Source organism: Novipirellula sp., assembly GCF_041583735.1.
GTDB lineage: Bacteria > Planctomycetota > Planctomycetia > Pirellulales > Pirellulaceae > Novipirellula.
In genome coordinates, this window is sequence record NZ_JBFHFD010000022.1 from 1 (window position 1) to 21,059 (window position 21,059).

Here is a 21,059-nt window from a genome sequence, read left to right on the forward strand (position 1 = left end):
AAGAGACATGTCGACCCGTGTTGCCACTGAGATTGACGTTCACGCTTTGCAAGAGATTGGGCTGAAGGAAAGCCTTGTGCTGATTGCAAAGAGACACGAGCAACCGAGTTTTGCAATCACGGATCATGATCCGTTTGCAGGACCGTCGCGATCGGAGTCGCAGCGGCGTGACCAAACCGCCGATTCGCAAGTGAATGTATCGGGCGGTGCGGCGACTCGCACCGGAGTCGTTCCGTGGTGGCGAAGTTCCGAGGTGACGAGGGGGATGGACTATAGCCGGGTGGACATCCAGACGCCGAGTGTCGGTGCGAAGGTGACCCATTTGTTAGCACAGTCTGATTTAGTGCTCTCGATACGCTCGGGGCAGCTGACGATCACCACGCGAGAAGGTGCCGAGGAGCAACTGGCGATTCGCGTCTATGACGTCACGCCCTTGGTCGGACGTCAGCGCGAGCCGGAGACGAAATGGAACGCCAGCGGGGCTGCTTCGTGGCAGCCATCTTATTCCCGTCGCGGCGAGCCGCTGTTGCAGGTGATCGAAACGAACATCGACAGCGATACGTGGGAATCGCTCGGGGGACCGTCCACGATGTCGCTATGGACGTGCCGGTCGCGGCAATGGTTGGTCGTCGCAGCGACTTCGCCGACACACTGGAAAATCCAAGCGTTGCTGGATCGACTAAATCGTTAGTTTTTGGATTCTATCCCAATGTGTGGATAACCCGATGGCGTCCGAATGGGCCTAGTCGACGGGTTTTGCCAGCCACTGGGCCTTTCGAATATCCAGCGGAACCTGCCGGCGGCAGTGGGGTTGAATCGAGCTATGACCTCACTGACTTGTTGCTCCTTTTCTCGCTTTTTTGGGGACTGTTCTTGTGAAATCGCTTCATCTGATTGCCGCGGCTACCTTTACGTTGACCGCTTTTGCCGGGGGGGCCGGCTCGGCCAAGGATCTCGATTCTGGCTGGCCGCAGTGGCGGGGCCCCGAAGCGTCCGGCGTCGCACCGACGGGGAATCCGCCAACCCAGTGGAGCGAGACCGAAAATATCCGCTGGAAAATCGAAGTCCCGGGTGTCGGCAGCTCGACCCCGATCGTGTTGGGCGACCGCGTCTATGTCGCAACCGCAGTGAAAACCGATCGGATGAAAGAGGGAGCGGAGGCGGCAACGGAGCCGCAAGCCGCCGAGTCCTCCGAGCCGCCACGACGTGACCGTGGCGGCGATCGGGCTGGCGGCGAACGGCCTAGTGGCGATCGTCCTGGCGGTTTTGGGCGTGGTGAGCGGGGCGGACGCGGTGGTCGCGGCGGCGGACGCGGGTTTGGTGGCGGAGAGGCTCCGACCCATTACTACGCGTTCATGGTGTTAGCCTACGACCGTGCCAGCTGCGCGGAGGTGTGGCGGAGCACCGTGACCGAGCAAGTGCCTCACGAATCCGGGCATAACACCAACACGTTTGCATCGGCGTCGCCGGTGAGCGACGGAGAACGGCTGTATGTCTCGTTCGGATCGCGAGGCGTTTACTGCTTGGATCTGGACGGGAAAACATTGTGGAGTCGCGATCTGGGTAAGATGCAAACACGAGCTCAATTTGGCGAAGGCAGTTCGCCAGCGGTCTCTGGCGATACGCTTGTCGTTCCGTTTGATCACGAAGGCGAATCGTTCATCGTGGCACTCGATGCGAAATCGGGTGAAGAGCGATGGCGGAAAACTCGCGACGAACAAACGACGTGGTCGACTCCTTTGATCACCCAGTACAAAGGACGCACGCAAGTGATCACCAACGGCAGCAATCGTGTTCGTAGCTATGACTTGGCCACGGGCGAATTGATTTGGGAATGTGGTGGTCAAGCGGGCAACCCGATTCCGTCGCCTGTTCGGTTCGAGGACAACGTGATTGTGATGACCGGATTTCGAGGTTATGCGATCTATTCGATCCCGCTCAGCAGCAAGGGGGATGTCACCGATAGCGAGACGATCACTTGGATCGAAGAAGACGCGGCACCGTACGTTCCCTCGCCGCTGCTGTATCAAGGCCAGCTGTATTTCGTCAAAGCCAACAATGGCGTGCTGCTTTCACGCGATGCCAAGACCGGCGAATTGCGGATCGACCAAACGCGATTGCCCGATATTTCGACCGTCTATGCGTCCCCGGTCGCAGCGAATGGCCACGTTTACCTGACCGGACGAGATGGCACGACAGTGGTGCTGAAGCATGGCGATTCGTTTGAAGTTGTTGCAAAGAACAAGCTTGATGAGGAAATCGATGCCTCGGCGGCGATTGTCGGCGACGAGATCTTTTTTCGTGGCAAGCAACACCTATACTGTGTCGCCAAAGAGTGATGAACGTCGCGTTTGCTCGTTGCGAAAGTAGCGATGGTCACTCGATTCGTCACGCTCTTTTTGACACCATCCACTAACGCTTTAACGCTGCGAAGAATACCGATGAACAAAACGATTCAGATCGAAGATCTCTGTTTCACTCGCGATGAGGAAGGCGCTGGTTGGAGCTGTGAAACGGAGATTAAGGGCTGGAACGGACCGCAAGAGTTTTGCGATGTGGTGATCGAGATCGACACCGAAATGAGTGACGGTTTTTCTTCGCAGCCGTTGGTCGCCGACCGGGAACCGACCGAGGCTCAGATCGCGGCGGTTAAGTATCTGCTGGAAAACCAGTCGCAAATCATCCAGCGGGTGCTCGATGCATCGCTACGTTGGGTTCGTTATTTCATGAAAAACAACGAGGATTGGTTCGATGAGGATGAGACGATCGAAACGGTTTCGCAGTTGCGAGACAGCATCGGAGCGCTCGAAATTTTGGTCAGCCCGCAAGCGGTGGACGGCTTCGCTTGGATCGGATTCAGTACCGATTGTGAGTGGGACGACGAGCATGGGCTCGGGATCGCTGTTTGGAAAGACACCGTGATCGATGTCGGGCATGCCGACGTCGCGTTCTCGACTCCCTATGGCGGTTTCGACGAAATCCTGCCCATCGAAGAAAAGGAGACGCGTGAAAACGTGTTGAGTTCGCTTGAAGAGCAAGAGCAGCAAGCCGAAGCCGAGTACCTTGCCTCGCTGCCCGACAGTGTCAAATTGGTCCAGGCGATCTGTATCGGCGATCAAGACGAAGTCCAGCGATTAAAACAGGGTGGTGCACAGGTGAACGACACCCCCGCGACGTTTCCCGCACCTATCTTTATGGCGATTCAGTCGCAAAACCCCGCAGCAGTCGCCGCAATGATCGCCGAAGGAGCGTCGTTGTCTGTCAAAAACGACGAAGGACAAACGCCTGTGTAGTTTGCCCAGCAGATGATCGAGACTTTTTCGATGAGCTCGCAGATGCCATTGGGGGATCCCGAGTTGATGAGAGAAATGATCTCCGAATTTCTTGGCGAGGACGTTGGCGATCCGTATGACGTGGTTCAAGACACGTTAAACGAGATTCGTGGCCTAGGGGGCGAATTGGCTGATGCCGCCGAAGAAATCGGTGGGATGTTTGATCGTTTGGCAGGCGAAGGTTCCGAAAGCACCCCAGAAAGTTCGTACGATTCGGAGCAGCAGGAAACCCTCGACGCACTGCAGGAAATTTTGGGAATCGTAAAGCAAGCCAAATGAGGAGTGAGGAGTGAGGAGTGAGGAGTGAGGAGTGAGGAGTGAGGAGTGAGGAGTGAGGAGTGAAGCCTCTCGTCCGCGCTCCCAAACGCCAGCTGGCATTGCACTAGCGGGCTGCGTCGGGGACGCTCGATTGTGATCGTGACTGTAGATACTCTGCCGTCGCTTCATCATCGACGCGGATCAGGTGATCCCGCAGCGGTGGGAATACGTCTCCTTCGACCGAACGCAGCCGCAGCGGTTCGGTGGCTCGGATAGGCATGTGGCAAGCGATACAGTTTTCGGCAATGTCAAAGTCCACCTTGTCGTGCATTCCGCATGCCTGCATGTTGTGACACTGGAGACACCGCTGCGAAAAGAGTTCGTGTTGGCCTCGCTCGTTCTGGTGCGGGTTGTGGCACTCAACGCAGCCCATTTCTGAGTTTTTAAAGCATTCGCTTGCTGCCAGCCGCGTCAGTTGGTTGCTGGTGTGTACCGAATTGGTTCCATCATCGGGTGTCCGGTGGTAGTGGTCAAACAATGGGTCGCCAGGACGGTAGCTGAACGTCGGGTTTTTTAAATTGTTTACACCCGAGTGGCATTGGCCGCAGACTTCGAGTTGGCGTTCACGCGGCAGTTCGCTCGGTAACACGATCGCGTGCGGCTGTTTGGCATCGGGGTTTTGCTGGTGATGGGTGACGTGTTCCTTTCCCGGACCGTGACACCGTTCGCAGGTGACGCCAAAAATCATGCCGTCCGGGGTGTAGTGGTTCGGTTCTTTGCGGAAATCAAAGTACGTCATGTGGCAATCCATACAGCGTTCGGGTACCGGGCGTGCGTAGGCTGCGTCGCCATCGATATAGCCGGGGCTGTTGATCCATTGATCACCATCGGTCAAGTAGGTCACGTTGGCTTGATAAAGTTGATCTTCATGCCAATACAAATACGTTTGCGCCATCTTGGAGGATCCCAAGATGATGTCCATCGGAACGTCAAACATCCAGTCGAAAAACTGCACGCGTTGAATGTACTGGTCGTCCCGTTTTCGCATCTCGAACTTGACATGCTCGTCGACCGTCTTGAGCACATTTTCGCCCTCGGAAAAACGGCCGCGAATCGTTTCCTCGTTCACTCGGCTGGACGTTCGGTAGTGCGCGGTGTGCACAAACGATTCGTACATTTTGGGGTGACATGCTTTGCATGCGTCGGGGCCGACATAGCCCGGGTTTTCATGCAGCGGTTTCAGATTAGGGGGCGGTGTCGGTTGGCGACCGGGCGAGAACGGGATCTCGACCCCCGATCCCCCTTCGTGCTTGCCCACAAACCAATAACCCTCAGGTTGGACTCGCGAGAAAACCAGGTCGTCGGGCAGCGGCATGCCGACGCCTCGCTTGGCAAGTGCGTCTAGATCCGTGTCGATTTCCGATTTCGATTTCGTTTCAGGCGTCGCGGTTTCTGATTGCGAGTTTTGCCGCTGTGCTAAACGTTTGGCTTGATCCATCCGCTCGCGATCCTGGTTAGACGTGTAGGCGAGCCAGATGCCCAATCCCAGCACGATGGCGACGATGACGATCCATTTCGCTTTCAAAGTCGCAGTTCCCGTTCACGAAGGTCCAGAGTGTTTAAGTCGATTGTAGGGGATCGTGGCAGGAAGAGTGCAACCCGCGAAACATTCCCCAAGCTCACATTGAATCGCCCCTTGCAAATCCCCAGATCACGAACCGTCCGTTCACGAACCGTCTGTTCACGAACTTACTTCGCGTCTCGCAATTGCATGACGCGGATCGGGTGTTTTGGATCATCCGCCAATTCGACTTTGTGCTCGGTGTAGTGCCAACCGCGTTTTTGGATCCATTCGCGGAATTCGTTGGCGATAAAACGGTAAGGATCGCTCAACAGCACTTGGCCTCCCTCGGTCAAATGTTGCCGCAAGCAAACGTCAAGCTCGGGCCACAATTGACGCAGGTACGTTACATCGCTGCCAAGAATGATCGGAAACGATTGGTCATCGATAGTGTCGATGCCAAATCGCAGTCGCTCGACGGTGCATTGATCACGTCGTTGCCAAACGCTCATTCGCACGAGCAACAGCGGGTCCTCGACACCATCGGTCAGCGTCACGGCTGCGCCCCGCAGCATCGCCGCGATTCCGGCATGTCCGGTGCCGCACCCCAGTTCCAATACAGGCACGTCTTTGACGTCGACTTGATCGAGGAAGCGATCCAGCCCCGCGGCGGCCCGCCATGTGGTGGCCCAAAACGGATCGATCACTCCTTCTTCGCCCGCGTCTTGGCGTTCGCAGGCTTCGATCAGCATGCTGTCGGGGTCCGCCGCAACGGCCAGCTTGTACGGTTGGTTGGCAATCGAAATTGCGTCCCATTTCCAGGCGAATTTCTTGCTGGCGGCGGCTTCGAGTTCGTCGAGGGTGGGGGTGTTCAGTTCAGAGGTCATCGTAGAGCTAATGCGATTGGGCTATTGCGATTGGGCGGCATGAAGAAGACGTGCCGCTTCGACGGCAAAGTAGGTAAGCACACCATCGGCACCGGCACGCTTGAACGCTAGCAAACTTTCGAGGATCACCTTGTCACGATCGAGCCAGCCGTTGTTCGCAGCGGCAGACAGCATCGCGTATTCGCCACTGACTTGATAGGCGAACGTGGGAACACCAAAGGTGGACTTCACGCGATAGACGATGTCCAAATAGGGCATCCCTGGTTTGACCATCACGGTATCGGCGCCTTCGGCTAGGTCGAGTGCCACTTCGTGAAGCGCCTCGTCGCTTTGGCCGGGGGATTGTTGGTAGGTGCTCTTGCTGGCTTTGCCAAGGTTGCCGGACGAACCGACCGCGTCACGGAACGGGCCATAAAACGAACTGGCGTACTTGGCCGCATACGACATGATTTGCACGTTTGTCTTTCCGGCGTTTTCCAGTGCACCGCGAATCGCTCCGATCCGGCCGTCCATCATGTCGCTCGGCGCGATGATGTCACATCCCGCGTCGGCTTGCACCAATGCTTGTTGGCACAAAACCTCGACGGTCTCGTCGTTGATCACGTACGAATCGCGAACCAATCCGTCTTGGCCATGGCTGCTGTAGGGATCCAAGGCGACATCACAGATCACGCCGAGTGAATCGCCCGCTTCTTGTTTGATCTTGCGAACGGTGCGGCAAACAAGGTTTTCGGAATTGACGGCCTCAGCAGCATCGGGCGTTTTCAGTTCACTCGGAGTGGCCGGAAAGATCGCGATGGCGGGGATGCCCAAGCTGCACGCTGATTCGACGGCGGCTGGGATCTGGTCAAGTCCAAGGCGGTCCACGCCCGGCAAACTTTCGATCGGTTGGCGTCCTTCGCCGTCGAAGACAAAGAGGGGCCAAATTAAATCGTCCACGCTCAATTGATTCTCGGCGACAAGCCGTCGAGACCAGTCATGGCGGCGGACGCGTCGCAGACGTGTGGCGGGGAAATTCCCGCGGGTAAAGTGGCTCATTCGTCAGAAGGCTCGATGTCAAAGGATTGCTGGGGCCGGCCACGTGTATACCAGCAGCGGCGAATTATCATGGCACAGGATCCACGTAACTCAATATCCACGTATCTTAGGCAACTCGTCCCGATTCATGTACCCAGCGTGGCGGCCGTGCGTTGGCAAGTCGTGACCGCTAAAGCTGCCTGACGCCCCCGCCAAGTGGAAGATGATCTTGATACAATGGGGGCCACGGGGGCTCTGTCCGCCCGAAGATACCCATTCACCTTCGCTTTCCCCAATTGAACTTGATGCTGATGAATCACAATACCTTCTTCTTTCCCCGATGGGTTGCTTGTGTCGCATTGGTGGCCGGTTTTGCCTTGCAAGCGTCTGCTGCCGGCGATGCCAAAGTGCTGTCGGCTTTGTTGATCGACGGGCAAAATAACCACAAATGGCAAGAAACCACGCCGCTGATTAAACAAACGCTCGAAGCCAGCGGGCGATTCCAAGTCGATGTCGCGACCTCGCCCGCCAAAGGGGGCGACATGAGTACGTTTGCCCCTAATTTCGCCGACTATGACGTCGTCGTTTCCAACTACAACGGCCAACCGTGGAGCGAGTCGACGCAAAAAGCCTTTGAGGATTACGTCGCAGGTGGAGGCGGATTCTGCTCGGTCCACGCCGCCGACAATTCGTTCCCAAAATGGTCGGCCTACAATCGCATGATCGGATTGGGGGGCTGGGGCGGTCGCAACGAGAGCGATGGCCCCTACGTTCGATGGAAGGAAGACCAGCAAAAATTCACCCGTGATAACTCGCCCGGATCCGGCGGAGCCCACGGCAAACGCATTCCCTTTGTCGTCGTGGTTCGCGATCGCGAGCATCCGATCACCAAGGGGTTGCCCGGATCGTTTATGCAAACCGCGGACGAACTCTACGCAAAACTGCGTGGACCTGCGGAGAATATGAACGTATTGGCGACCGGATTCAGTGCCAAAAAAACAGGGGGCACCGATGAGCATGAACCGCTGTTGATGACCATTCAATACGGCAAAGGGCGTGTTTTTCACACTACCCTCGGGCATGACGTCAATGCGATGAAAGGCCTTGCGTTTCAAGTCACGCTGCAGCGGGGAACCGAATGGGCGGCGACCGGAAAGGTAACGCTGCCCGCCGTCGATGCCGAAACGTTGACCGCCGATCAACCCGCACTTCGCGATCCGTCGGTAAGCAGCCCGTCGGCAAGCAGCCCGTCGGCAAGCGGTAGCGATATTTCGTGGGACTCGATCCCCGACATCGATGGCGAAGGCTGGGTTTCGCTGTTTAACGGCAGTGACACCAAGGGCTGGACTCAAAAGAACGGCACGGCGACTTACCGCGTCGAAGACGGAGCCGTGGTCGGAAAAACGTCTGAAGGTAGCCCGAATTCGTTCCTGTGCACTGATCAATCGTTTGGTGATTTTGAGTTGACGTTTGAAACAAACGTTGACACTGGCTTGAACAGCGGGGTGCAGATTCGTTCGGTTAGCAGCAAAGAATATAAGAATGGCCGAGTTCACGGGCCCCAAGTCGAAATCGAAGCGGCCCCAGGCGAAGCGGGCTACGTGTACAGCGAAGGGACCGGACGTGGTTGGATTACCAAGGAACAACCGATCAAGGACGCCTATAAAAACAACAGCTGGAACCGTTTCGTGGTTCGTGCGGTGGGCGATCGCATTCAAACTTGGGTCAACGGAACCAAGATCGCCGATTTTTCGGACGCGGAATCGAGCAAAGAGGGCTTCTTTGGGCTGCAGGTGCATGGCATCGCCAAGGGAACCGGACCCTTCCAGGTTCGCTGGAAAGATATCCGCGTGCGTGAGCTGAAATAAACGCCCGGCGTTTTACGCTAGGGGCGAAGAAAACGGCGGAAATTGTGATTTTTAGCTCAAGAAAATTGAGCTTGACGCCGACACGGCGGTTTCGCACAATCCCCGGTCGCTCGTAATTTATGAACGGTTTGCAGTTGTATTATTGCTAGCAAACCGTTCAATTGCGTTGCAATGGATTGCGTGATCGAAATTTGCCCGCTGCCAGTCGGAACGATTGGCGAAATCGATGGTTTGCCTAGTAGGTGATCACCGAGATGGGTCGACCGATCGGAAACGTTTCGCCAGCTTGAATCGGCGAGACACCCAGGGAAGGGGTTCCGCACCGAAATTGTTTCGGTTTTGTCGTGGCTTTCTTTTGTGGTGTCTTGTCACCAAGTGGTTCCTTTAACGGGAGTTGTCGCTTGTCCCTGCCTGCGGACTTCGACCTGAAAGAGCGAGTGCGCGCGAACGTCGACATTGTCGATGTTGTCGGCCAGACGCTGGAGTTGCATCCGGCGGGTCGCAATATGGTTGCACGTTGTCCCTGGCACAACGATCGTCGACCTTCTTTGACCATCAATCCCGAACGGCAAACGTGGAAGTGTTGGGTTTGTGATATCGGTGGCGATATCTTTAGCTATGTGATGCAGCGAGACGGGCTCGATTTTCCCTCTGCACTTCGCGTGTTAGCCGAGCAGGCAGGCATTCCGATCGACGAGCTACGAGGCGGTAAGAAGACCGTGTTCGGCAGCCCCGATGATCGCCCGACATTGTTTGCAGCGATGAAATTGGTTGCGGATGCTTATTTCGAGCAATTGGAAAGTGGCACCAGCAACGATGCCAAGATCGCTCGCGACTACTTGGCGTCGCGTGGGATCGATGACGAGAACCGCAAGCGTTTTCGTATCGGCTTTTCACCCGAGTCATGGAGCTTTGCAGTCGACCTGCTTAAGAAGCATGATTTTAGTGCCGAGGTGGCTGAAGCGGCCGGTTTGGCCATCAAGCGAAACAAGGGTGACGGGCATTACGATCGTTTCCGTGGCCGTTTAATGTTCCCGATTCATGATCTGCAGGACCGCCCAATCTCGTTAGGCGGCCGTTTGATCCCCGCGATTGCCGCGCGACGTGGCGAAGACAAGGCGGGGGCCAAATACATTAACGGTCCTGAGACCAAGTTATTTCGCAAGTCGCACCAACTATACAATTTGCAACTCGCGCGTGAAGCGATCCGTCGCGGTGGCGATGCCTTGGTGATGGAAGGCTACACCGATGTCGTCGCGGCACGCCAAGCAGGGGTCGAGTCGGCGGTTGCCGTGCTTGGAACCGCCTTGGGCGAAGACCACATTCGCCTGTTGAAGCGATTTGCAAAACGAGTCGTCTTGGTGCTCGACGGTGACACCGCCGGCCAAACCCGCGCCGATCAAGTGCTCGAATTGTTTGTTCGTGCCGATGTCGACATGCGAGTGTTGACGTTACCCGATGGGAACGACCCCGCCGACTTTTTGGCATCACAAGGCCGGGCTGCGTTTGATGATTTAGTGGCCAGTGCGCCGGACGCGCTCGAACACAAACTGAACCGCTTGACCGAGGGAGTGGATGTCACGAATGACACGCACAAGGTCACCCAAGCGATCGAAGTCTTGTTAGGGATTATCGCCCAGGCGCCGCGAGCGGCAAATTTGAAAGTCGATCAGCTGATGTTGCGAATGTCGCGAACGTTCGGTTTGCCAACCGAGCGGCTGAACGAACGACTCGAAGAGGTTCGCAAAACGCGTGCGCGAACCGCGGCGAAACATCGTGATTCCACTCCGCGTGATTCACGTGCTCGCGACAGCAAGCCGACTCGACCGGTCAATCGTCCCTCGGCTTCGCCTCGCAACGAGAGTTCTGCGCCCCAGTCGTTTGATCCGAACGCTGCTTTTTTAGAATCGGCGGAGTTCGAAGGTGACTTTGGTGGCTATGACGACTTCGCGGTGCCGCCGGATCTGAGTAGTCCACCTGATTTCGGTGGGGCTGATTTCGGTGGCCCTGCGGACTTTGATGCACCGCCAGACTTTGCAGATTCCTCTGGGTTTGGCGAGCCTCGTGATTTTGGCGCCGCGCCGCGTCGCGGGGCCAATCCGAATCGTCCTCAACCGCTCAGCGGGATCGATCGCGAGTTGTTTGAAACGCTGATCGAATCACCCGAGCTGGCGGCGATGGCGGTCGAGTCGATCGATCCTGATTGGCTCGAATCGAATACCGCAAAGATGTTGTTGTCGGCCTATCAAGACTTGGATCTGCAAGGGCGTGATCTGACGCTCGAGTCGTTGATGTCGGTTCTCGCAAACGAGGATCTTAAAAACCAAGTGATGACGCTTGAGGAACGTGTGCGTCGTCGCGGAGACCAATCCACGCAAACCACCTTCGAGCGTTATGCGGGGGTTGTGTTGCGCTACCGTGAACGAGAATTTTCGGCAGAAAAAAACCGACAAATTGCAAAACTGGCTTCTTCGGCATTGGCAGAAGACGAAGAGGAGGCTCTATTGAAAGAGCTGTTTGACGCCGAGCGAACGCGTCACCAGATGAAAAAAGATTAGCTTGCGAGATGCTAGCAAATGATAGCATTCGAAGTCAATACTGAAAAACAAAACAGAACCGAACACTCGCGAACATTACTGTTTCCAATCAATCGAAGGAGCCACTGACACCCCGCTTCAGACCGTCCCGATTCAATACCACTCGCCGTTGATGTCTTTGTCAAAAAGACGCCCGCCAATGGTGACCGATCAGAGGAGCTGATCATGTGCGTATTGTGTGAAATAGGATTTTTCAATCGACCCACGGTGCCAGGATTCGGCACTAAAAAACATGAGGTTTTCAGATGCAATTGATGGACCAAGATCTTTCTCAACTTATCGCTCGTGGAACCAAGGATGGATTCCTCACCTACGACGAAGTCAACGCTTACCTACCGGATGAAGACGTCAATCCGGAAAAACTCGATCGCTTGATGCAGGCGATTGAACGCCACGGGATTCAGTTAATCGAGAAGGCGGAAAAGAAGGCGATCGTTGCATCGGGCAAAAAGCCCGAGCCTCGCGTGGCAGAGATGCGATACAGCGAAGACGACGATGCACCGTTGGTATCGGCAGAGTTGCCCAAGGCTAGCGATGACCCGATTCGCATGTACTTGAGCCAAATGGCCGAGATTCCTTTGTTGACACGCGAGCAAGAGATCTCGTTGGCAAAGAAGATCGAAATCACCCGTCGTCAATACCGCCGCATGTTGCTTGAGTCCGATTACGCACTTCGCAGCACCGTGGAAACCTTGCACCGAGTGCACAATGGCGAACTGCCATTTGATCGCACCATCAAGGTCTCGTTGACCGAACGATTGACCAAAGAGCAAATCAGTGCTCGTATGCCTCATAACCTGCGAACGATCGATGTGTTGATCGCACAGAACAAGTCGGACTTTGAGCAATTGGTTCGCAAGAGCGTTTCGCCTCGGTTGAAGGCTGAAATTCGCCGCCGATTTATCCGCAACCGCCGCAAGTGCTTGCAGTTGGTTGAAGAGCTTTCGCTTCGCAGTCGCCGCGTCGTGCCGTTGTTGGGGCAACTCGAAAAGATTTCGCGTCGCATGACCTTTATTCGCGATCGTTTGTCCGCTCTGGGCGAAGACGCGATGAGCCGCGATGAAGCAGCCGATCTAAAACAAGAGCTACGCGAATTGATGTTGGTGACTCAAGAGAGTCCCGAAAGTCTTCGCAACCGTATGAGCAAAGTTCGCCGCCACTTCGATGAATACGAAGCGACCAAGCGTCAATTGAGCAGCGGTAATCTTCGATTGGTGGTTTCCATCGCCAAGAAGTATCGTAATCGTGGGCTGTCCTTTTTGGATTTGATCCAAGAGGGCAACACCGGTTTGATGCGAGCGGTTGACAAGTACGAATATCGTCGTGGTTTCAAATTCAGTACCTATGCCACGTGGTGGATTCGTCAAGCGATCACGCGAGCGATCGCGGATCAAGCGCGTACGATCCGTATCCCTGTGCACATGATCGACGTGTTGAGCAAACTGCGTCAGGCTCAGAAGCGTCTGACTCAAGAGTTGCGTCGCGAGCCCACCTACGAAGAGATTGCCGTGGCCACCGAAGTGCCATTGGAAGAGGTTCGTCGCGTGATGGACATCGGGCGTCACCCCGTCAGTCTGGATCGTCCCGTGGGCGAAGGCGAAGACAGCAGCTTTGGCGAGTTCATTCAAGGCAGTGAAGACGATAACCCTGTGCGAGCCGCTGCCAGCGGGATTTTGCGAAGCAAGATCGACGAATTGCTCAAAACGTTGACGTTCCGCGAGCGAGAAATCATCCGACTTCGCTACGGTTTGGTGGACGGATACAGCTACACGCTTGAAGAGTGTGGTCGGATTTTCAAGGTCACGCGGGAGCGTGTGCGTCAGATCGAAGCCAAGGCGGTCGCGAAGCTGCAGAGCCCCTCGCGAGCGGATCGCTTGAGCGAGTTCTTGAAGACCGCGGCGTAAAGCTCGGTCCTCGGATAGGCGTAGCGAAACGAAGCGTAGCGAAACTCGTCAAGAGTTTCGACGGTCTAGCAGCGGCCGCCACTGAGCCGCGATTTTCGCTGCATTTCATGCGAGCGTGGCCCCGAGTTTTTCCAGGGCGGCGAACGCTTCGGCACCCTCGGTGCGGCCCCGGTGGTGTCAGATCGTAGTCCAAAGCGATATGCTATACGTACCGTTATTCTTATTGCTTTGGTTCCCACTGGTCTTGTCGTCATGTCTACTGGTTCGAATATCGAAATCAGCGCTCCACTGCTTCGTACGCTACACCGTATTCACCGTCAATTGACCGATTTGCGTAGTCAGCTTTCGCGTTGCCCTCGCCAAATCAAGGCGGGCGAAGCGATGGTCGCGAAGGCTCAGGCGGACGTGGACGAGTTGCAGGAGAAGTTGAAGAAAACGAAGCTGGCTTCGGATGAAAAACAGCTTCAGTTAAAATCACGTGAAGCGAGAATCGTCGAGATCAATGTCAAGCTGAACACGGCCGCAAGCAATCGAGAGTTCACGACGTTCAAAGAGCAGATCGCAGCGGACGAACAGGCCAATAGCGTGCTCAGTGACGAAATTCTTGAAGGGCTCGAGTATATTGATGAGCTGCAAGCGGAATTGGATTCGCTCAAAGCCGAGCTGGAAAAACAGAGATCCGAGCATCAGCAACGGGTGGTGGATGTTCAAGCCAAAACCGAGCAATTGCAAGCTGAGCTCGAACGAGTCGAAGCGGAGCTTGTCGAAACCGAAAAAGAAATTCCGAGTGCTGTGCGTCCCGATTACGTGCGTCTAACTGCCTCGAAGGGTGAAGAGGCACTTGCTCCCATCGACGGCGATTCGTGTGGCGGGTGTTACCAAACACTGACGACTCAAGTCATGAGCCAATTGCAGTTGTCGCGACTGGTGCGTTGCCCTAATTGCAATGCGTTTTTGTATCTTCCCGAGAATCGCCGAGTCACCTGAATCTTGGCGTCTCCTCGGACTCCTCTGTTAGCCAATTGCTTAGCCAATTGGTTAGCCAATTTACGGAGCGGAGCTCGCCAAGAATTTCGGCAGAAGGAGATGATCGCAGCGAAGCGGGGCAAAGATTTCGCTACAGAGGTGTTGTAAGATTGATGGCGTTTTATCCGACGTCGGACGCGAAATGAGGCGGGTGAATCGCTGCGGACCGTTGCCTGGGTTCGGGTTTGCGGAGCGGACAGCCGTTTTTGCGAACGAGCGAAAAAAAAATAGTAAATTTATTTTTCGATTTGCGGCGGTCTCATCACCCTAGATTTGGCTGCGAAACAAGCGAGAATGGCTTCTTTTCGTTCTCATTTTGAGTGCAGCTAAAATGATAATCGTGGGCATTGTGGGAGCTCCGGCGGGTGGAAAATCAACCGTTGCTCGCTATCTACAGGGACTCGGAGCCACCTGGGTTAACGCGGATCTGATTGCCCGCGAAGTGCTCAACCAGCCGCAGGTGGTGGCCAAGTTGGTAGAGCGTTTTGGCTCGGAAATTGCCGATGCAGAGGGAAAAGTCAATCGATTGCGTCTCGCGGAGCTGGTTTTCGGGGATGACGACGCGAGTCGTGACGCATTAGACTATCTAGAGTCGCTGACGCATCCGCCTACTCGCAACGAAATCCTGAAGCAAATCCGACAATCGGAAGCCCAGGGCGTTCACGTCTTGGTACTGGATGTTCCACTTCTATTCGAATCAAAGTGGGATCGAGCTTGTGACGAGATATGGTGTGTCGATTCCCCATGGGCACACCGGTTGCAGCGAGCTGAAGAACGCGGTTGGAATGCCACTCAGCTTTCCAAGCGTGAAACCAACCAACTTTCCATTGAAGAAAAACGCCGGCTTAGTCACCGCGTTCTAAGCAACGAGGGCTCTCTCGAAGAACTTTTCGAGCAGGTCCGCCAGCTTTACGCTAAGTTAAACGATTGCAGTGGAGAACCCACGGTGGATCGACATTGTCTCGAGAGAGACGACGGCTAAGCCAGCCCGAAGATCATTTCTCTTTTCTCAACCCGACCTGCTTGAACTTATTCTTGCACTCACACCTTCCTACCCATCTCTTTTCCAATCGACTGTCCTGCCCTCGCCGGTCTAACTCGGCCTAATCATCATGCAATCCAATCAACCACCCCGCGATCGCAATAGTCGCGGATCGAACGACAATAGCGGTCCGCGCGAGTATCGCAACTATCGGCGTCAAACCAATCGTCCTCGGCATCCCGACAAGGAGGTCGATCAACGGATTCGCGAACTGGACGCCGAGCGAGATCCGCTTTCGTTGCCTGAAGAGATTGTCAGCGAAGCGAACAAAATCGGCGAGAAAGTGGGGATCCCCAGCGGTGATTCCGAGACGCCTCAGCTGAATATTTCTCAGTTGCAAAAGATGCCTCAAGACGCGCTGACCGCGATGGCCGAAGCCGAGGGGATCACGGTCGCCAAAGCGGGCGGAAAGCAAGAATTAATCTTTTCGATTCTGAAACAGCGAATGAAAGCCAATGGGCTGATGTTCGGCGAAGGAACGCTCGAGATTCTGCCGGACGGTTTTGGATTCCTGCGCAGTGCACAGTACCACTACGTTTCTTGCCCTGACGATATTTATGTGTCGCCAAGCCAGATCCGGCGATTTGGTTTGCAAACCGGCAGTCACGTAGCGGGCCAGATTCGGCCGCCTAAAGAAAACGAACGGTACTTTGCTTTGTTGCGGATCGAGGCGATCAATCGCCGCGATCCAATGGCTCGCCAAGCTCAAATTCCTTTTGACGAGCTGACCCCGCTGCATCCCGATCACCGCATCATGATGGAGTACGACAGCAAGGATTTGAGTACACGGGTTGTCGACATGTTGACGCCTGTGGGGTTTGGTCAACGTGGTTTGATCGTCAGCCCGCCGCGCGCAGGCAAGACGATTCTGATGCAACAATTGGCCAAGGCGGTGTTGAAGAATTATCCGGAAGCCTACGTCTTTATCTTGTTGATCGACGAACGCCCCGAAGAGGTCACCGACATGGAACGCGAAGTTCGCGGGCCGCAGTGTGAGGTGATTAGCAGCACGTTTGACGAACCAGCGCAGCGGCATATTCAGGTCGCGCAGATGGTGATCGAAAAAGCCAAGCGGATGGTGGAAACCGGAGTCGACGTCGTTATCTTTTTGGATTCGATCACGCGTTTGTCTCGAGCTCACAACAGCGAAGGGGAATCGACCGGCAAATTGTTAACCGGTGGACTTGATGCCGGAGCGTTGCAAAAGCCAAAGGCGTTGTTTGGATCGGCACGTAAGGTGGAAGAGGGCGGGTCGTTAACGATTCTGGCCACCGCCTTGGTCGATACCGGCAGTCGCATGGATGATGTGATTTTCGAAGAGTTCAAAGGCACCGGCAATTTGGAGATCGTGCTCGATCGATCCTTGGTTGATCGCCGGGTATGGCCGGCGATTGATATCAGCCGCAGCGGGACTCGCCGCGAAGAAATGCTGATGGATCCCGAAGAGTATCGCCGTATTTCGGCTCTCCGCCGCGCATTAGCCGAGCTTTCGCCAGCCGACGCGATGCAAGATTTAGTGACACAGCTTAGAAAAACCCAGAACAACGCCGAATTTTTGATGAGTTTGAAGGATGTCGATTGAGCTTAGTGGAGTGGACGGAAAGTTGCCCAAGGGCAGAATTGCGATCATCGCAAGTCGCTACAACGAAGCGATCTGTGACTCGTTGGTCCAAGGCGCCAAACGCACGCTTGCCGAAGCGGGGTATGATGCCGCCAGCATCGTGGTCGTTCGCGTTCCCGGAGCTTGGGAATTGCCGATTGTTGCATCGCGGATGCTGGAGCAATCTAAAATGATCGCCGTGATCACGTTGGGCTGCGTCATCAAGGGCGAAACGACTCACGATGAGCACATCAACCGCGCGGTCAGCGAAGCGTTGATGCGGTTGTCGATCGAATCGGATTCGCCGGTCGGTTTTGGTTTGCTGACCTGTAACACGGTCGAGCAGGCGTTACAGCGCAGCGGAGGGAACGTCGGCAACAAAGGCGAAGAAGCAGCCGAAGCGGTGCTCGAGTTGCTGCGGCTCGCCGAGAAAATGTAAGTGTCATCGCTTGAAAAAGTCGATGGCGGCAGGAATCCCGGTTTCGATCATCGGGGTGTAGTGGTCGCCGGTGACGCGTAGATGGGTGGCGTCTTTGCCGGAGATCTGTAGCATTTTTCGAAAATGCTCGGCGTGTTCCAGCGGTACGTTGGAATCGTCAAGTGCATGGAAAATCAAAAGCGGACAGCGGAATTCGTTGACGTGATTCAGCGGCGATGATTCCGAGACGAAATCTTTGATCCCCGGCAACATCATTCGATAGGTCACATCGGACGTTATCTCCTGCATTCGGCTTTCCAGATCGTAGGCCGCTGCGAACGCCGCACAGCGACTGATTCTCGGTTCCGTTGCTGCCAGCAGCAACGCCAAACTTCCGGCCGAACTGTGACCGGCACAGTAGATTTTTTGAGGATTCACGATCGCGATTTTTTTGATCGCATATTCAACGGCGTTGCGTCCGTTTACGATTCCTGCTCCGGCGTCACGAAACTTTTGATACGCCAGCGGAAGCGATTTCAGGTAGATTTGGTCACTGTTTTCGGCGCTGGCCGGCATCGCACCATCGATCGAGTATTGAATCACCACCATGCCTGCTTCGGCATACGGCAGGGTTTCATCGTGATAGCTGTCGCTAGGGTCAACGCTGACGCCGTGAATCAGTGGCGTTCCCGCAGGCGCGACCAATACACAAGGCAGCGATTGGTTGTCGTGAGTTCCGGCGGGAATATATATTCGCATCGTCATCCGGCTTCCTGCCACCGTAGGATCGCCTAGTAGCCGCACAAAGTGCGTCGTGACACCGGATGCGAACGTTTGTTCGACCGCGCCCAGGCTGGGGAGGGCATCCGGGAGCGGTACGTTTTGCAGCCCCGACTCGGAGATCGGAGTGCTGGAACCGCGGTTCGTTGCCCAAAAATAGAGAGCCACTCCGGAAACGCCACATAACACCGGTGGCACGATCACCAGAGCAGCGACAAGATAAATCCAGGTCGGGATGCCTCGTCGCGGTGCCGTTCGCGAATGAGCGTAGTGTGGCGGCGCGGTGGGGCCATGCTGCGGCGATGCAGCTGTTTGGTGCTTGTAGCGATCGATTTGCTGCGTTGGAAAGGGCGCAGCAGGATAGTTCGTCTGCAGCGCTTCGAAATCGAGGTCGTCCGGCGCTGTATAGTTGGAAACGCCCGGGATTTGCAGGAAAATTCCACATTTTGGGCATTGCACTTGAACGGTTTGAGCCGAAGTCGCAACCAGCAGAATGGTGTTGCACCGGACACACGGAACATTGCGATTTGGGTTCATGATCAGCTTTGAAGCTATCGACACAGATTGCCGTGGAACCCATTATCGTTTTGGGTGATCAACGGGGGCGACCCGAGTCACACGCGGCGAAGGCGAACGGCAGGTGGAAAACGATCCTCATATTAGCACGATGCGCAAGCGAGTGTAACGGATTTGCTCCCTTACGCTGCGTGCTGATAGACGTGCGATGGCCGGTTCGCCGAAGGACATCGCGGCGTTCGTTTACTTCAGCAATTCGCGAAGTCGCTCGACGAGTTTGCTGGGGTCGTCGTGGCTGTAGGAGATCTGTTCGCTTTCCTTCGTGTTCAATTGTTTCAATTGACATTGGCCTTCGCCCCACTCGTTGCCACCTGCGATAATCGCAAACGGGAATCCGTGGCTGTCGGCGTATTTGAGTTGGGCGCCGAGCTTCTTCGATTCGGGATAGACTTCGGTGCCAATTCCAGCAGCTCGCAAATTGCTGGCCAGTCGCAGATAGTCGTCGCGGTGGGCTTCGTCAAAATAGGCGACAAAAACCGACGCCGGAGTCGAGGTCGATGGCAACAACTTCAATTGCTCCATCGCGGCGATCAGGCGATCCAGGCCAAGCGAAGCGCCGATCCCTGGCAGGTGTTGTTTGGTGTACAAACCAGCCAAGTTGTCGTAGCGACCGCCGCTGCAGACGCTGCCGATCGCAGGCAGATCATCGAGGATCGTTTCAAAGATCACGCCGGTGTAGTAGTCCAAGCCACGCGCGATCGAAACATCCAAACGAAGCCGTCGCACGGGGACGCCCGACGCCAAGGCCCCTTCGTAGATATCTCGCAGACGCTGGATGCCTTGCGCCGCTTTTTCGTTGCCGCCGGTGATCTCGGTTAGCTTCGCGAAAATCGCGTCCGCTTCGCCGGTGCATTCGGCAAGTTGCAACACTGCCTCGGCTTGTGCGGGTTGGATCTCGGCGCTGGTGACCATTTCGTTGATCGTTTTCTCACGGCCAATCTTGGCCAATTTATCGAGACTGCGGAGGACGGGGACGCTGCGGTCCGCCAATCCCAAGTGGTCGAGCAAGCCCGTCAACACGGCTCGGTTATTGATGCTGATGGTAAACCGGTCAAAACCAATCGTTTCAAGTAGATTGTTAATCACCGCGACTGCTTCGATATCGGCCAAGACCGATTCGGTTCCGATCGTGTCAAAGTCGCACTGGATGAATTCGCGGTAGCGACCGGCTTGCGGATTTTCGCCACGCCACACCGGAGCGATGTGGTAGCGTTTAAACGGCGTTCCCAGCGTGCCGATGTGCTGCGCCGCAAAGCGAGCCAAGGGGACGGTCAGGTCGAATCGCATGCCCACATCGCGACCGCCGTTGTCTTGGAAACGATAGATTTGGCGATCGGTTTCGTCGCTGCCTTTTCCCGTCAAGATTTCCAGGTGTTCGAGCGTTGGGGTATCAATCGGCGCGAAACCGAACGAACGGAAGACCTCACGAGCGGTTTGCATTAGTTGCTCGCGCGGGATCATCACCGCAGGCAGATAATCACGGAAACCTTTGAGTGTTCTGGGCTGGATAAGCGACATAGTTTGGATCGGTTTTGAAGATGGATTACGAGAGCAGGGGAAGCGAGGTGGGGCGGCGACTTCGCAGCGAGTCGTGGTCGTTGCGATCCGGATCAGGAAATTGAGGTCCAAACAACGCGTCGGCATACTCGTCGATTTGTTCGGGGGTCTCAAAATACTTTTCGTAGCACCAATCGTCTTCGAATTCGCATTCTTTGGTGGTGTAATCGCGACAGATTTGAGGTCGTGTTTCGTAGATCCCGCAGCGATGGTCGTCTTGCAAGTGCTGGCAAGTCGAATAAACCAGTAAATACCAGGTTTCGCCCTCGACAAAAACCGTCGCCCCGGGGTGAACGAGGTACCAGCGAATGAAGTCAAAATCGCGGCGATTGACCGGTTCATCGATCGGCAGAGCGAAATAGTGACAGCATTTTGCCGTGCAGTGTTCGCACAGATTCGTCCCCTCGGGGAATTGATCGCGGCGTTTCCCAGTCGGGATCTGGCGGTTCCCGGTCGGGATCGGGGTTACAGTGCTCACCTGGGCGAATCTCCTCACGGCAGTGGTGGTTCTAGGTCGATGCTGGATGTTGTAGAAACTACCAAAGCATCGATTGTTCAACAAAGCCCCTAGATTTGTTTGGGGCGTGTTTTGCGGATAGTTCAAGCGTGCAAACGCTTGAAAGACATTAGGGAGAG

Annotated in this window: 16 protein-coding genes and 1 pseudogene; 11 read left to right on the forward strand and 6 right to left on the reverse strand. The window is 55.4% G+C overall.

Going from position 1 to position 21,059, the window contains the following annotated elements; translation table 11 throughout:
* The 4 genes and pseudogenes from ABX962_RS03365 to ABX962_RS03380 all read left to right on the forward strand — a co-directional run.
* Positions 1–691, forward strand: a pseudogene (locus ABX962_RS03365) (hypothetical protein); the annotation flags it as partial.
* Between the two features lie 223 nt (positions 692–914).
* On the forward strand, positions 915–2,339 hold the full coding sequence (locus tag ABX962_RS03370) for a PQQ-binding-like beta-propeller repeat protein (RefSeq protein ID WP_372716650.1): 1,425 nt from the start codon (positions 915–917) through the stop codon (positions 2,337–2,339).
* Positions 2,340–2,441: 102 nt separating this feature from the next.
* Positions 2,442–3,293, forward strand: coding sequence for a hypothetical protein (locus ABX962_RS03375; RefSeq protein WP_372716612.1), 852 nt, complete (start codon positions 2,442–2,444; stop codon positions 3,291–3,293).
* 30 nt (positions 3,294–3,323) lie between these two features.
* The gene (locus ABX962_RS03380; RefSeq protein ID WP_372716614.1) at positions 3,324–3,611 is read left to right on the forward strand and encodes a hypothetical protein; all 288 of its coding nucleotides are present in this window, start codon (positions 3,324–3,326) and stop codon (positions 3,609–3,611) included.
* A 103-nt stretch (positions 3,612–3,714) separates the two neighbouring features.
* Here the strand turns inward: ABX962_RS03380 and ABX962_RS03385 are convergent, their stop codons facing one another.
* The 3 genes from ABX962_RS03385 to hemB all read right to left on the reverse strand — a co-directional run bounded on the left by ABX962_RS03385 (position 3,715) and on the right by hemB (position 7,076).
* Positions 3,715–5,175 (reverse strand): multiheme c-type cytochrome, encoded by a 1,461-nt coding sequence (locus tag ABX962_RS03385; RefSeq protein ID WP_372716616.1) that lies wholly within the window; start codon positions 5,173–5,175, stop codon positions 3,715–3,717.
* A gap of 164 nt (positions 5,176–5,339) precedes the next feature.
* Positions 5,340–6,038: a methyltransferase gene (locus tag ABX962_RS03390; RefSeq protein WP_372716618.1), complete on the reverse strand. Its 699-nt coding sequence runs from the start codon at positions 6,036–6,038 to the stop codon at positions 5,340–5,342.
* Between the two features lie 21 nt (positions 6,039–6,059).
* Positions 6,060–7,076 carry a porphobilinogen synthase gene (hemB, locus tag ABX962_RS03395; protein WP_372716620.1) on the reverse strand — a complete coding sequence of 339 codons (1,017 nt, stop codon included), beginning with the start codon at positions 7,074–7,076 and terminating at the stop codon, positions 6,060–6,062.
* 290 nt (positions 7,077–7,366) lie between these two features.
* On the opposite strand from hemB, the gene ABX962_RS03400 reads away from it, so the two are divergent.
* From ABX962_RS03400 to ribH, 7 genes are all read left to right on the forward strand, one after another.
* On the forward strand, positions 7,367–8,923 hold the full coding sequence (locus ABX962_RS03400) for a family 16 glycoside hydrolase (protein ID WP_372716622.1): 1,557 nt from the start codon (positions 7,367–7,369) through the stop codon (positions 8,921–8,923).
* 401 nt (positions 8,924–9,324) lie between these two features.
* Positions 9,325–11,481: a DNA primase gene (gene dnaG, locus ABX962_RS03405; RefSeq protein ID WP_372716624.1), complete on the forward strand. Its 2,157-nt coding sequence runs from the start codon at positions 9,325–9,327 to the stop codon at positions 11,479–11,481.
* A 284-nt stretch (positions 11,482–11,765) separates the two neighbouring features.
* On the forward strand, positions 11,766–13,424 hold the full coding sequence (locus ABX962_RS03410; RefSeq protein WP_372716626.1) for a sigma-70 family RNA polymerase sigma factor: 1,659 nt from the start codon (positions 11,766–11,768) through the stop codon (positions 13,422–13,424).
* A gap of 252 nt (positions 13,425–13,676) precedes the next feature.
* The gene (locus ABX962_RS03415) at positions 13,677–14,411 is read left to right on the forward strand and encodes a zinc ribbon domain-containing protein (protein WP_372716628.1); all 735 of its coding nucleotides are present in this window, start codon (positions 13,677–13,679) and stop codon (positions 14,409–14,411) included.
* A 370-nt stretch (positions 14,412–14,781) separates the two neighbouring features.
* Positions 14,782–15,432: a dephospho-CoA kinase gene (gene coaE, locus ABX962_RS03420; protein WP_372716630.1), complete on the forward strand. Its 651-nt coding sequence runs from the start codon at positions 14,782–14,784 to the stop codon at positions 15,430–15,432.
* A gap of 379 nt (positions 15,433–15,811) precedes the next feature.
* On the forward strand, positions 15,812–17,074 hold the full coding sequence (gene rho / locus ABX962_RS03425; RefSeq protein WP_372716652.1) for a transcription termination factor Rho: 1,263 nt from the start codon (positions 15,812–15,814) through the stop codon (positions 17,072–17,074).
* On the forward strand, positions 17,064–17,531 hold the full coding sequence (gene ribH, locus ABX962_RS03430) for a 6,7-dimethyl-8-ribityllumazine synthase (protein ID WP_372716632.1): 468 nt from the start codon (positions 17,064–17,066) through the stop codon (positions 17,529–17,531). Before rho ends, ribH begins: the two co-directional genes overlap by 11 nt.
* Before the next feature lie 3 nt (positions 17,532–17,534).
* Here ribH and ABX962_RS03435 read toward each other — a convergent pair whose 3' ends face one another.
* The 3 genes from ABX962_RS03435 to ABX962_RS03445 all read right to left on the reverse strand — a co-directional run bounded on the left by ABX962_RS03435 (position 17,535) and on the right by ABX962_RS03445 (position 20,901).
* Positions 17,535–18,827 carry an alpha/beta hydrolase family protein gene (locus ABX962_RS03435; protein WP_372716634.1) on the reverse strand — a complete coding sequence of 431 codons (1,293 nt, stop codon included), beginning with the start codon at positions 18,825–18,827 and terminating at the stop codon, positions 17,535–17,537.
* Between the two features lie 222 nt (positions 18,828–19,049).
* The gene (gene hisS, locus ABX962_RS03440; protein ID WP_372716636.1) at positions 19,050–20,384 is read right to left on the reverse strand and encodes a histidine--tRNA ligase; all 1,335 of its coding nucleotides are present in this window, start codon (positions 20,382–20,384) and stop codon (positions 19,050–19,052) included.
* 25 nt (positions 20,385–20,409) lie between these two features.
* A complete protein-coding gene (locus ABX962_RS03445) occupies positions 20,410–20,901 on the reverse strand; it encodes a YkgJ family cysteine cluster protein (protein ID WP_345320972.1) in 492 nt (163 codons plus the stop codon).
* Positions 20,902–21,059 lie beyond the last annotated feature (158 nt).

Coding starts and splice junctions, on each gene's coding strand:
- ABX962_RS03435 (WP_372716634.1), bottom strand. CDS start 18,827: ATGAACCCAAATCGCAATGTTCCGTGTGTCCGGTGCAACACCATTCTG.
- ABX962_RS03400 (WP_372716622.1), top strand. CDS start 7,367: ATGAATCACAATACCTTCTTCTTTCCCCGATGGGTTGCTTGTGTCGCA.
- ABX962_RS03380 (WP_372716614.1), top strand. CDS start 3,324: ATGAGCTCGCAGATGCCATTGGGGGATCCCGAGTTGATGAGAGAAATG.
- hemB (WP_372716620.1), bottom strand. CDS start 7,076: ATGAGCCACTTTACCCGCGGGAATTTCCCCGCCACACGTCTGCGACGC.
- ribH (WP_372716632.1), top strand. CDS start 17,064: ATGTCGATTGAGCTTAGTGGAGTGGACGGAAAGTTGCCCAAGGGCAGA.
- ABX962_RS03415 (WP_372716628.1), top strand. CDS start 13,677: ATGTCTACTGGTTCGAATATCGAAATCAGCGCTCCACTGCTTCGTACG.
- ABX962_RS03410 (WP_372716626.1), top strand. CDS start 11,766: ATGCAATTGATGGACCAAGATCTTTCTCAACTTATCGCTCGTGGAACC.
- hisS (WP_372716636.1), bottom strand. CDS start 20,384: ATGTCGCTTATCCAGCCCAGAACACTCAAAGGTTTCCGTGATTATCTG.
- ABX962_RS03390 (WP_372716618.1), bottom strand. CDS start 6,038: ATGACCTCTGAACTGAACACCCCCACCCTCGACGAACTCGAAGCCGCC.
- ABX962_RS03375 (WP_372716612.1), top strand. CDS start 2,442: ATGAACAAAACGATTCAGATCGAAGATCTCTGTTTCACTCGCGATGAG.
- coaE (WP_372716630.1), top strand. CDS start 14,782: ATGATAATCGTGGGCATTGTGGGAGCTCCGGCGGGTGGAAAATCAACC.